10 protein-coding genes are annotated in these 13031 nt (G+C 40.9%); 5 read left to right on the forward strand and 5 right to left on the reverse strand.

Annotated features, from left to right (window positions below):
• Nucleotides 1-32 precede the first annotated feature (32 nt).
• The 3 genes from TY87_RS16275 to TY87_RS16285 form a co-directional block, all read right to left on the reverse strand.
• Complete coding sequence (locus TY87_RS16275; RefSeq protein WP_100187876.1) at nucleotides 33-1949, reverse strand: beta-ketoacyl synthase; 1917 nt, start codon at nucleotides 1947-1949, stop codon at nucleotides 33-35.
• A 151-nt stretch (nucleotides 1950-2100) separates the two neighbouring features.
• Nucleotides 2101-2967, reverse strand: coding sequence for a glucosaminidase domain-containing protein (locus TY87_RS16280; RefSeq protein WP_072841080.1), 867 nt, complete (start codon nucleotides 2965-2967; stop codon nucleotides 2101-2103).
• Nucleotides 2968-3148: 181 nt separating this feature from the next.
• On the reverse strand, nucleotides 3149-4120 hold the full coding sequence (locus TY87_RS16285) for a glutathione S-transferase family protein (protein WP_100187877.1): 972 nt from the start codon (nucleotides 4118-4120) through the stop codon (nucleotides 3149-3151).
• 111 nt (nucleotides 4121-4231) lie between these two features.
• Here TY87_RS16285 and TY87_RS16290 point away from each other — a divergent pair, with 111 nt between their 5' ends.
• From TY87_RS16290 to TY87_RS16300, 3 genes are all read left to right on the forward strand, one after another.
• Nucleotides 4232-5386, forward strand: coding sequence for a GGDEF domain-containing protein (locus TY87_RS16290; RefSeq protein WP_100187878.1), 1155 nt, complete (start codon nucleotides 4232-4234; stop codon nucleotides 5384-5386).
• A 492-nt stretch (nucleotides 5387-5878) separates the two neighbouring features.
• Nucleotides 5879-6523: a TetR/AcrR family transcriptional regulator gene (locus tag TY87_RS16295; RefSeq protein WP_232617161.1), complete on the forward strand. Its 645-nt coding sequence runs from the start codon at nucleotides 5879-5881 to the stop codon at nucleotides 6521-6523.
• Between the two features lie 24 nt (nucleotides 6524-6547).
• Nucleotides 6548-7168, forward strand: coding sequence for a LysE family translocator (locus tag TY87_RS16300; protein WP_072841076.1), 621 nt, complete (start codon nucleotides 6548-6550; stop codon nucleotides 7166-7168).
• An 88-nt stretch (nucleotides 7169-7256) separates the two neighbouring features.
• Here TY87_RS16300 and upp read toward each other — a convergent pair whose 3' ends face one another.
• The gene (gene upp, locus TY87_RS16305; protein WP_072841075.1) at nucleotides 7257-7913 is read right to left on the reverse strand and encodes a uracil phosphoribosyltransferase; all 657 of its coding nucleotides are present in this window, start codon (nucleotides 7911-7913) and stop codon (nucleotides 7257-7259) included.
• Nucleotides 7914-8205: 292 nt separating this feature from the next.
• Between upp and lon the strand changes: the two genes are divergently transcribed.
• On the forward strand, nucleotides 8206-10644 hold the full coding sequence (gene lon, locus TY87_RS16310; RefSeq protein ID WP_100187880.1) for an endopeptidase La: 2439 nt from the start codon (nucleotides 8206-8208) through the stop codon (nucleotides 10642-10644).
• 156 nt (nucleotides 10645-10800) lie between these two features.
• The gene (locus TY87_RS16315; RefSeq protein WP_100187881.1) at nucleotides 10801-12180 is read left to right on the forward strand and encodes an MATE family efflux transporter; all 1380 of its coding nucleotides are present in this window, start codon (nucleotides 10801-10803) and stop codon (nucleotides 12178-12180) included.
• 28 nt (nucleotides 12181-12208) lie between these two features.
• On the opposite strand, the gene TY87_RS16320 is transcribed toward TY87_RS16315, so the two are convergent.
• Entirely contained in the window at nucleotides 12209-12967 is a 759-nt protein-coding gene (locus tag TY87_RS16320; RefSeq protein ID WP_100187882.1) for a TlyA family RNA methyltransferase, read from the reverse strand.
• Nucleotides 12968-13031 lie beyond the last annotated feature (64 nt).

The raw sequence follows: 13031 nt of genomic DNA on the forward strand, positions 1-13031 counted from the left end.
TATTGGCTAGCCTTTTGGGTCTTGATTTTGCGTTATTTTAAATCGCTAAATTCATTTTCTATATTAAGATTTACCGGCATATCATAGCCAGGTAGACGGATTTCTTGGTCCGTGATACTAAGCTCTTCGCCACCCAATACATTAAATCCAAACTTATAGATAGGAAGGGTTTCACCACGAATTGCGGATTGGTTGTATTCTTCCGCCGCTGCTGCAACCTCAATGTTTTTAGCTTGGTAAGCGTTAATTTGCTCAGTACTATAGCGCTTACTTAGCATTTTCATGGTTTGAATCGGAGATAGCAAAACTGCGGTTGCGTTGTTTCCGCCGAAACCTTTTGAGTTTAGCAAAGCGGCATCAAAATAGTCTTTTCCATAGGCTTCGTGTTTTAGCTGGAATTTTAGGCCATCTTGATAAACGTCATCGGCAACAGCGTATGATGTTGTGATACCAGGCAAAATACCATCTTTCCACACACCTAAAGACAAGTGTAACTGATCACCACCTGCAGTACCTTGAGAGTGCCCAAGGAAAGCTTTCATCGCCACAACTGGTATTTCTGTTGCGCCAAAACTTGTGGCTGCTTTGCTTAGTACATGGGACTCAGTGATGCGGTTTTGCGGTGTACTTGTGCCATGCGCTTGGATGAAGGTGCGCTGTGTTAAGCCGTCATTACCTATGATGTTTTGTAGGTAAGCCATAGCTTTGCTCATGGTCAAATAATTACCAATACCTGGCGCTGAAATGGATTTTTTATGCCCATCCGCATGGGAGAATACTGCTGGAATAGAACCAAAAATTTCTGCGCCCAACTCAATAGCAAGTTCATCATCCATTAATAGTGTCCATTGACTAGATTCGCCAATGGTAAAGCCGCAGTTTTGAGCAAATGGTCGACAGCTCCGGGTATGATCTGGTTCTTCTTGATTTGTAATTTCGTCTAGAGCAAGTAAAGCAGTATCTTCTGCTAAGGCTCCCATGGTTCTGAAACCCTCAATAATTTCAGGGGTGATGGGAGCATCACTACCGCCAACCATTGCGACGCGAAATTTTCCAGTTTTGATGCCTTCTATGGCTTTTTCTAAATTAAAAAAGTATGTTGCGCAGGCGCCTATTGCTGTACCTACGTTACCAACACTACCTAGAATATAAGCATTTACAAAGTCTGCTGGCATTTGAGCATAGCCAAGAGGCAAGTGCTTTGATGTTGTGCGTTTACCCATAAGGGCAGATTTCAGCATGCCGCCAAATCCTAAGTCGTCCATTTGACCTATTGAGTTGGCTGCGTAAACTGCCATTTGATCTGGAGCGACTTTACTGCGAATAATTTCCCAATCAATACCACTACTCTTAACTGCATCTGATGCGCCATAGACCGTCATCTGTAAGCCACGAGGATGATTTCGGCTTTGGTATAGCTTAGATGGATCAAAGCCAGTAGGCAGTTGTCCGGCGGCTTTTACAGAAAGAGGTCGCGTGTCTTTTATGAAGGTTTCTAGATTACCATCAACAACAACTTCACTTAGGGTGTCTGAAAGTTCAGTTACTTGCCAGTTTGTAGGGCGATCATTTGGAAGAGAGCGTGTCTTAATAGTAAAGCTGAGTTTTTCTTCGCTTTGGCTCGACTGCAATGTTGTTGATTTGTGTAAAACCACATGGTCAACATCAAATAAACTAGGGTGAATACGACGAATCAAAGTGCGAGCAAGAAGAGATTCCCCGATGCTGTCAACAAGTGCAGCAGCATCTAATGCTTCCCCACCATTTGTATACCAAAGGCCATTTTTATGCTCGGCCATGTTAGTAATAGTGGCAAGATCGAGTAAAACATCCTGCTGGATTGAACTTGGAAGAAGATCAAAGACAATTCGGCGATATGCTTGATGTGAAGAGGTACGACCAGCCGAATTGATTCCGCCAAAGCCAACAATAACAGGTAAACGGGCCAATTGAATTTCCTCGTTTGATGAGTGGGTGAAATATTACGGTATTGTAATGAAGGGGGTAACGCTTAGCCACCCCACATAAAGTAATTTCGTAACAATAAGTTGCATTTTATTACATTTTTTTCTTGTTTGAGCTTTGAATGTTGTTATTGGATTATGGTTGCTCTGGTTTTGGCTGAGAGCGATTAAAGCGCCAAAGTTTGTTGTAGTTAATTAAACCTTCTATTTCTTCTACGTAGGCTTGGCCCCGTTCCGAATAGTGTTCTAAACCATGAACTAGGGCAAGGCCAGTGACAACTTCTTTATCTTGTCTTAACTGTGCACGAGAGGCTCTGAGTTTTTTGTAAGCTGCATTGGTGTTTAAGTTATCTATATAAGCAAAGACTGATTCGCGAGCATCGTTGAACTTTCGTACTTCATGGTCAGCGTCACTGTCTCTCGACTCAGGAACTAGACCACAGCCTTTTCTAAAGCACCATTGGCCAAAGTAGTTGTTACCTTTTGTGGCGAAGCGAGATGTTCCCCACGCAGATTCATTGGCTGCTTGCGCTAAAACCAGTGAGGCAGGAATAATGTCGAGTCTATTAAGTAATGCTTGTATATCGTCTTTTGAATAGTTCTCAAGTTTTTTGAGTTTGTGGTTTTGACGAAGTGTAGAAATCCATTTTTTGTTTTTTGTTGATAACTTTTTATTACTTTTAAGCAGAGCATTTAGACGCTCGCGATCTTTTAAAATAAGACTATTTTTTTCATTTATAAAAGGTGTTAAGTAATCAAAGAAGGCTTTTTTGCGTTCTTTTACATCAGTTATCGCGGCAAAGTCAGGGCTGTTTTTTTGAATAGGATGTGATTTAAAGTAGTTCTTTTCATCAGACGTTGCTTCCCCAGACTCTTCGTATAGAGAGCTTGTTTCAGATGCTCCATCTTGCGTATCGTCCAGGTCATTTTTAAATGGGCCAGCTTTTATCCACAAAATAAATATTAGTGCAAAAGAGATAATCCAGAGTATTTTCTTTTCCATAAATAGCCACAAGTCTCAAATATTTATATTTTTCAGCTGACATTACAAGGCTAGTAATGACTAACTGAAGGGGTGCGCAGATAAAAAAGTGAGTCTATTATCCTTAAAAATAGCTCACTTTAATAGACTTTAACTCAGGCTTCTTGAATTTGCCTTAATTCCTTTTTTTGTGAACTGATGTCTAAGGAAATAATTTAGCGGGTCCTACTGGAACCACTTGAGTTGGGTTGATTGTTTTGTGGCTGTAGTAATAATGTCGTTTGATGTGCTGTAAGTTTACTGTGTTAGCAATATTGGGTACGTCGTAGAGTCGTTTTAAAAAAGAATTAATATTTGGGTAGTCTAAAATGCGTTTTAGGTTGCACTTAAAGTGTCCAAAATAGACAGCATCAAAGCGGATTAGCGTTGTAAAAAGGCGCCAGTCTGCTTCTGTTTGTTCCTCTCCCAATAAATAAGTTCTCGTGGATAGTTTTTCTTCTAAAAAATTCAGAGTATCAAAAAGCGGTTCTAATGCTTCTTCGTAAGCTTCTTGAGTTGTAGCAAAGCCGCATTTGTAGACACCGTTGTTAACCGTGTTATAAATTCGCTCATTTAGCTCGTCAATCTCATTGGCTATGCTACTTGGGTAAAAATCCAAATGATTTCCTGTCATTCCATTAAATGCACGATTAAAAATACGGATAATTTCTGACGATTCGTTGGATACAATGGTTTGGCGTTCTTTGTCCCACAGAATAGGTACAGTGACTCTACCGCTGTAGTCTGGTTTAGCTTTGGTATAAAGCTGATAAGCAAAATCAAAATGGTGTAATGGATCGCCTATGTCAATGTTAGGGTCTTTGAAATTGTCGTCTTGCTTAAATTCCCAACCATTTTCAAGCATGTCTGGATGGACGCAGCTAATGCTAATAATGTCCTCTAGTTGTTTTAATTTAATGAAAATCAAAGTTCGGTGAGCCCAAGGACAGGCAAGCGAAACATACAGGTGATAACGTCCTGCTTGGACGGGAAAATGGTTTGGGTTATTTGATTGGTATTCGCTTTCTGGATAAATCCAGTTTCTGAATGCAGACTCGCTGCGTACGAATTTACCTTGGTTTGCCTTTGTGTCGTACCATTGGTCGACCCATTGACCATCTACAAGTAATCCCATCGTATTTTCCTTCTCGTTTAGAATTCACACTATTATTAATGAAATCGAATCGTTTTCGGGGCAATATATTGGTCGTATTTAATCGAATGATTCGATGGGTTTGATTTTTTTATGTCCGAACGCTTAAGTTCATTGTTAGTTCCGTGCTTCATTTTACTAGTGAGTGTTTATGCTAGTTTGTATGTTGGCCTATTGCCACCTTTGTGGTTTAGTCTGTTGCCTTTACTTCCCCTTATCTTTGCTGGCGTAGCTATTTTACTGGCTTGGCATTTTAATAAAGGCCGAGTGTTTATTCTCGTTTTGCTGTTACTGATTCCGAAGCTCTATGGTGACTCGGATCAGGCTGCATCATTAACTGCATACTTGGTCATTTCTTGTTTCTGTATTGCTTTGTTGGGGTTCGTCCCTGAACGGGGCTTTTTTAATCGATTTGTGGTTAATCGTATATTATTCGTTTTGATGCTTGTGAGCTGGTGTTACGCCATTGAGCGTAATTGGGTGTCTTTTGCTTTTTTGGATCATGCTTTTTTAAGTACTAAAGTAAGTTGGTCTACTGTTTTGTTGTGGTGTGTTCTATTTATAAGTACTTTGGCAATAGGTACGGCTTGGTGGTTAAGTGGTGATACTTTTCGAGCAAGTGGTCTGATTAGTATTGTCAGTTTGTTGATTGTCAGCCATTTTGTTTCTTCGGACATTCAGTTTGATGCTTTGCTATCTGCACAGTTTTTATTGTGGATTTGGTTCTTACTGATGGAAAGTCATCGTATGGCTTATTTGGATGATATGACTAAATTGCCAGGTAGGCGCGCCTTGAATGAGCAACTTGTAGGGCTGTCTAGGCACTATGCTATTGCTATGGTCGATGTGGATCATTTTAAGAAATTTAATGACACTTATGGGCATGATATGGGCGATAAAGTGCTGAAGAGTGTTGCCGCTCAATTGAGGCTATTTTCTAGCCCTGGGAAAGCATTCCGTTTCGGTGGTGAAGAATTTACCATTATTTTTCGAGGCAAGCGCCTTTCTGAGGTTGATGGCATTTTGGAATTGATTCGAGAAAATATCGAAGACGCCATGGTTGAGGTGTTTGATCCCAAGAAAAAACAAGAGATAGAAGTGAAGGTTACTGCCAGTGTCGGTGTGGCTTTTGCTGCTAGTGGTGAATCTCCTGATTCTGTCTTAAAGAGGGCAGATGAAGCCTTATATCAGTCCAAAAAGAAGGGGCGCAACCGAGTTTCTAAATCCCCATCTCCTAAAAATGTCTAAATTATAAAAAAACTGATCGATCGGTCAGTTTTTTAGCTCTCATCTATTGCACTGTAAAATCAGCTGTTTATAATCGTTATATAGATTTTATAAAAGACAGTATTTACTTGTCTGAATCGCCTGATTTAAGTTCTAAAAGTGTTAACTATTAGAAAATGGTAGAGTATTTTTGGTTTACTAGTATCAGTGACCAGCGATGGTAATAACCATCGATCAAGAACATTGAAGTACGCTGAATTTTATTGGTTTTGCGTCTCAATTACAGCGCCAACGTGGTGTAGCAGTTAGCCTAATGACGAATGCCTATAGTCATTAACGTCTCTGCTACGAGGGGAAATGGGGAGCTTCGGCTCCCTTTTTTTATGCAATTTTTTCTTAAGGCTTCGTGCCTATTGTAAAGAATGTTATTCTTCCGATGTATCGCACAGGATGGTAAGTCGATATAAAAAACATTCCCCCTTTAGTGACATGTTGATCAGCGAGGCTTCACCTTTGACCGAAGTAAAACGACCAAAAGATCAGTTGAAAGCGCACATTCGTGCTCAAAATCAAACCCTTATTTTAGAAACATCTGAACGTGTTTTTGCTCGACAAGGTTTAGCGAAAACCACTACTCAGATGATTGCCGATGAAGCTGGGTTACCTAAGGCAAATGTTCATTACTATTATCGCTCTAAAAAAGACCTTCTAGAGGCTGTGTTAGAGCGCATTCTTCGTCTTTGGCTAGATTCCGTCAGCGAATTTAATGTTGAAGAAGGACCTAAGCAAAATCTAACGCGTTATATCAGTGAAAAAATAGATCAATCTCGTACCAATAAAAATGCTTCTAAGATCTTTGCGATGGCATTAATAGGTGAAGAAACCTTTGTTTTAGATTATCTTAGAAATTTGTTTGTTACTGAATTAAGTCGCGAAAAGGTGACAATTCAGGTTTGGGTAGATAAAGGCTTGATGAACCCTGTTTCAACCGAACATCTTTTTATTAGTATTTGGGCGATGACTCAGACTTATGCTGATTTTGATGCACAAGTGAAAATTCTATTGCAGAAAAATGAGTTAGAAAAAAGTGATTATGAAGAAGCTAGGCAATTTATTACTCGCATGGTTTTAGCTGGTTGTGGTGTTGCTGAGCATTAGCCGTAAGTTGGTGGAGGGTTTGATATGACTCTAGAAAGCGGAATTACATTTTTTATCGCTATTTTTATTTTTAGCATTACTCCGGGACCTGGAATTTTTGCTATTTTGGCAAGAAGTATCTCTAGAGGCGCGAGAGCGAGCTTTTCTCTTAGTCTTGGTATGGTAATGAGCGATATCGTCTATTTAGTTATGGCGTGTTACGGCTTGGCAGCCATTGCATCAGCTTGGGAGGAAGTGTTTCTTATCATACGTTATGCTGGTGCTGCTTATCTTATTTATCTGGGTTGGAAAATGTGGATATCGCCAGTTTCTACTGTTTCCTCTGGTGATAATCTGCAAGACGCAAATAACGAGATGGCGAGTTTTATTCAAGGCTTTATGATTTCTGCTTCTAACCCTAAAGTTATACTTTTTTATGTCGCTTTTTTGCCGACATTTATGGATTTAACAGTCTTAAGTGCTTCTGATATTGTGTTGGCGTCGTTTCTTACTTTTGTTGCGCTGTTACTTGGTTTGACAATAATTTCTGTTGGGGCTTCTCAGGCGAGACGTTTTATGAAGTCTGAACGCTCTATGAAAACATTGAATAGGACGGCTGGTGGAATCATGGCAAGTGCCGGAGCTTTCCTGGCTCTTAAGGGCTAGCGTTACAATTAATTTGCTACTTTTGAATGATATAAAAGCCGTCTCTTTATTGAACTAAGAGGCGGCTTTTTATTTGTTTATTCAGTAATTAGCGCGTGCCGTAAATACGATCGCCAGCGTCGCCAACACCTGGGCGAATATAGGCATGCTCATCAAGGCCACGATCGATTGATCCGATATACATGGCAACATCAGGATGCGCTTGTTTAAATGCTTGAATGCCTTCTGGTGCCGCAAATAGGCAGATAAAGCGAATATCTGTTGCGCCCATTTCTTTCATCTTATCGATGGCCATAATGGCAGAGTTACCCGTTGCCAGCATTGGGTCAACCACAATAATGGTACGCTCATTCACTGAGTGTGGCATTTTTAGGTAGTACTCAACAGGCTGCTTTGTCTCAGGATCGCGATATAAGCCAACGTGCCCAACTCGTGCACTAGGAGACAGTTTTAATACTCCTTCAGCAAGTCCATTACCCGCTCTCATTATTGTAACGATACAAAGCTTCTTGCCTTTTAGAACTGGGCACATAGCTTTTTCTAGAGGTGTTTCAATTTCAACATCAGTTGTTTCTAAATCACGTGTTGCTTCGTAGCCAATTAGCGTTCCTAGCTCTTCTACTAACATGCGAAATTCACGTGTGCTGGTGTTTTTATCGCGAAGACTGGTTAATTTGTGTTTAACAAAAGGGTGTTTGATCACAAATATATCGTTGTAAGCCTTAAGGAGTTCATCGCGGGTCATTAGCCTTTCCTTTTTTGTAACTCTGAGTCGAGAGTGTGAAATTGAGCGAGTTCTATCTATAGCATGGCTACTATAATAACACTAAGTCGGAATAGGCCAAATAACTAATCCTGTCCTGAGGGTTAGTTTGTTTCTTGAAGTGAGTAAGTATTTGGGAAAATAGCCTATGGTATTGTTTTCGGCAATATCGTCATTACATAAGATCTATCCATAGCAAAAGCTTATAAAAAATAGCCACAGACATTTCTGGCGTCATTTTTTACAAAAATACAGATTTATTGAGAAGTTTATTATGAGTGATGACGAGCAATACTTAGATGCACAAGAAGGCCAAGTTGAAGTAACAGAAGAGGAAGGCATTGTTATTAGTGATCCTAGAGGTCTTGCCCTTCCAGATGATGTTTTGCCTGAGACATTGTTTATTTTGCCTATTTCAAGCCGCCCATTTTTTCCCGCTCAGGTACAGCCTGTTATGGTGGATGCCGAGCAGTGGGAAGATACTTTAGAGCGAATCGCAGAACATCCTCAAGCGGTCGTAGGTTTGGTTTATGCTGATAAGAAAACGAAAAAAGCGCCTTCAGTAGACGAATTTCGCTCTATTGGTTGTGTTGCAAGAGTACATAAAGCCGAGAAGCAAAATGATAAATTGACCTTTCTAGCTCAAGGTGTAAAACGTTTTGAAGTTATTGAATGGCTAAGTGAAGAAGCGCCTTACCTCGCTCGCGTTCGTTATCTTAATGATGTGAAATCCAATGATGATGAATCGAAAGCTTATTCTATTGCCATTCTGGATGCGATTAAACAGCTGATTCGTTTAAACCCGTTGTTTAGTGAAGATCTAAGGCAGTATCTAGGTCGGTTCTCATTTAATGAATCGGGTTTGTTGGCAGATTTTGCTGCATCTATCACTTCTGCGGATGCGGAAGATTTATATGATGTTTTGGCAACCATTCCAGTAAATGCTCGCATGCATTTGGCTCTTACTTTGCTAAGAAAAGAGCTTGAAATTGCACGCTTGCAGAACGAAATTAGCGCCGAAGTGAATGATAAAATCAGTAAGCATCAGCGAGACTTTTTCCTAAAAGAGCAATTGAAAATCATCCAGAAAGAGCTGGGTATTTCAAAAGACGATCGTACTTCTGATGTAGAAACATTCGAAGCTCGTTTAGAAGGTAAAACTTTACCCAAAGCAGTGAACGATAAAATCCAAGAAGAGTTGCATAAACTGAGCATTCTTGAGACAGGTTCTCCAGAGTATGGTGTGACGCGTAACTATCTGGATTGGGCGACGTCTTTGCCTTGGGGTGTTCACTCGAAAGACAATTTGGATATCAAGCTAGCGCGTGAGGTTCTTGAATCTCATCATGCAGGCCTTGGTGACATAAAAGACCGCATCGTTGAATTCTTAGCTTTGGGCGCACACCGCGGCGAAATGGGCGGTAGCATTCTATTGTTAGTTGGCCCACCAGGTGTTGGTAAAACGTCGATCGGTAAATCGATTGCTGAGTCTTTGAATCGTAAGTTTTATCGCTTTAGTCTTGGTGGTATGCGCGACGAAGCTGAAATTAAAGGTCATCGACGGACTTATGTAGGCGCCTTACCGGGCAAGTTTGTTCAAGCATTGAAAGATGTTGAGGTCGAAAACCCTGTCATCATGTTGGATGAGATTGATAAAATTGGTTCTTCTTTCCAAGGTGATCCAGCGTCTTCTTTATTGGAAGCGCTTGATCCTGAGCAAAATGTTGAGTTTCTTGATCATTATTTAGATATGCGCATCGATTTATCTAAGGCGCTGTTTATTTGTACGGCAAACCAGTTGGATACTATTCCTGCGCCTTTGTTAGATCGGATGGATGTTATTCGATTGTCTGGTTACATCGGTGATGAAAAACTAGCGATTGCTAAGCAGCATTTATGGCCGAAATTACTTAAGAAAAATAAGCTGTTGAAGAAGCAGCTGAATATTACTGATGCTGCACTTCGACATATTATTGAGCATTATGCTCGAGAAGCTGGTGTTCGAGGCTTAGATAAGCTGCTGCAAAAAATCTTGCGCAAGAGTGTCGTTGAGTTAATGACGGGTGAAAAAGAGCATATCAATGTTGGCGTGAAAGACGTTGAGACCTTGTTAGGTATGCCTTATTTCCGACCAGAAAAAACATTACAAGGGGTTGGTGTTGTTACTGGCTTGGCTTGGACTTCTATGGGCGGGGCGACCTTACCGATTGAAGCTAACAAGGTACATGAATTAACGCGAGGCTTAAAACTCACGGGTAAGCTTGGCGATGTAATGAAAGAATCAGCCGAAATTGCGTATTCCTATGTCTTCTCTCATGCAAAAAGCTATCAGAAACACCCAGAATTCTTTGATAAAAGCTTAGTGCATTTGCATGTTCCAGAAGGCGCTACACCGAAAGATGGCCCAAGCGCAGGTATTTCCATGGCTACAGCATTGCTGTCATTGGCTAAAGGTGAACCGGTTCGACGTGGATTAGCAATGACAGGTGAGTTGACGCTTACTGGTCAGGTTTTAGCTGTTGGTGGTATTCGCGAAAAAATCATTGCCGCTAAGCGTAGTAAAATTAGTGAAGTAATTTTGCCTGAGCCAAATCGTCGTGATTTTGAAGAATTGCCTGAATCGGTGAAAGAGGGCATGACTGTACACTTTGCCGAACGCTTTGCAGATGTTGAAAAAATTGTTTTTAATCGATCAAATAACGATCTTCACTAGGTTGTCCACAATGTAAGCATTTTCTCAAATCGTCATACATGAGAAAATACCCGACCGGACAAGTATTTGCTTGTCCGGTTTTTTTATTTATTGGCGAATTTTTTTGTCGCGTTTTTTGCCGCATAGTAGTTAGATGCGTCACTTTAGGGGAAACAAATGCCTGGTCCGGCAAAGCTTACAGAAGGTTCAACCTTTAAACATGTTGTTAGCATGTCTGCCACTGGTGCGTTTGGTTTGATGTGCATGTTTTTGGTTGATCTGGTCGACATGCTTTTCCTTTCTATGTTGGGCGAGAAAGAAGCGGTGGCGGCGGTAGGATTTGCCAGCACCATCATGTTTTTTACCATTTCGTTGAGCATTGCTGTGTCTATTGCGGCGACAGCCTTGGTCTCAAGAGCGGTTGGTGAGGGGCAGATCGAGTTGGCTAAACGTCGTGCAGTCAATGTGCTGGCATTTGGTATTTTCTTTTCGACCGGCGTGGTCTGGCTTATATGGCCTAATATTCCTCATATCCTTTTGTATGTTGGTGCCACAGGGCGAACGCTTGACTTGGCAACAGGGTATTTGCAGATTTTAGTCATAGGCATGCCAGCGGTAATGATAGGCATGATTGGCTCTGGAATTATGCGAGCGTTGGGTGATGCCCGCCGTGCTATGTACGCCACAATGGTTGGTGGATTGGTCAATGCACTATTAGATCCTATCTTTATTTTTGCTTTCGGATTGGGCGTGCAAGGTGCGGCTATTGCTTCTTTGATTGCGCGCTTTTCCATGGTTGCTGTGTCGTATTATGGTGTGGTTCATATCCATAGGATGCTGGGCGAGTTTGATCTAATGGATTTCTTCAAAGATGCTAAATCGATTTCCGTAATTGCCATTCCTGCCATGTTAACTAATATGTCCTCGCCGTTAGCGAATGCCATTGTCATGGAGCATACTTCGTCGTTTGGTGATGATGCAGTTGCTGCTGTGGCGGTTATTGGGCGTATTATTCCTGTGGTGTTTGGCGGGATATTTGCCTTATCTGGTGCCGTTGGGCCTATATTAGGGCAGAACTATGGGGCAGGGCGTTTTGATAGAATGCACAGTGCAATTAGTAGTGCTGTCGTTTATGCTTTCGGATATTGCTTGGTATTGTGTTTTTGTCTTTATCAAATGCAAGATTGGCTTGTATCAGTGTTTCATGCAACACAAAGTAGTGCTGACCTAATTCGATTCTTTGCTACCTTTGTATCTTTTAGCTTTTTCTTCCAGAGTTTGTTGTTTATTGCGATTGCTGTTTTTAACAACCTTGGTAAACCGTTAAATAGTACCTTGCTAAATTTTGGTCGTGCGACGTTAGGTACATGGCCATTAATTACTATCTTCTCTCTCTTTATGGGCGCAGAGGGGGTACTTTTTGGGCAGGCTGTAGGATCCGTTATCTTTGGCTGTTTGGGGTTCTACATGGCAAGAAACTACATTACCGAGCTTGAAGAAAAAGAAGCTCGCCAGGTTTTACCTAATAGTCATCATAGTTATGATGAGGTAATTTAACCACCTTTATAAACCGAGATTTTAAGATCTATGATCTGGTTGCCCAAAGTAAAAATTCTTGATTACCGTCACCGCCTTTTATTGGGCTTTCTATATAGCATTTGACCTCAAAGCCTAGTTCTTTGATGAAGTCTTGCATGTCCTGTTCGAGCTGTTTTACACGCGTTTTGTCTTTTACTATTCCGCCTTTACCTATGAATTCTTTGCCTACTTCAAATTGAGGTTTTACTAATGTAATCAGGTGCCCTGTTTTACTTAGTAAATTTGGTAGCTGAGGCAAAATTTTAGTCTGTGATATAAAAGAAACATCCATGACAATAAGATCAAAGCCGTTTTCTGGGAAGTGTTCACTTAGGTCTTTAATACTCAAGTTTCGAGCATTAATTCCTTCTAGGCAGATAATATTTTGATGATTACGTAGGCGAGGGTCCAGTTGGTCATGTCCGACCTCAACACCAACAACATGTGCTGCACCGTGCTGAATCGCGCAATCACTAAAGCCACCGGTAGATTGGCCGATATCTAATACAAGGAAACCTTCGATATTGAGTTTTGTGTGTAGTAGAGCACCTTCAAGTTTCAAGGCGCCACGGGAAACGTATTTATCGGCCTCGTCTGAGATGACGTTCAGCTCGATATCGGATGGCAATTTCAAGCTAGGTTTGGTGACTTTTATCCACTTCTCGTTTTGCTTGTATGAGATTCGTCCTTCACTGATAAAAGTTTGTGCTTGCGAGCGAGATTTAGCAAGGCCTTGCTCGGTAAGGATTAGGTCGATACGTAACATAGAAAACTCAGTAGTAAGATAATTGCTGCGAATATTAGCAAAAAATGAATAATCAAAGTAGATT

The sequence above is a fragment of the Marinomonas sp. BSi20584 genome (genome assembly GCF_002792415.1).
Taxonomy (GTDB): Bacteria; Pseudomonadota; Gammaproteobacteria; order Pseudomonadales; family Marinomonadaceae; genus Marinomonas; species Marinomonas polaris.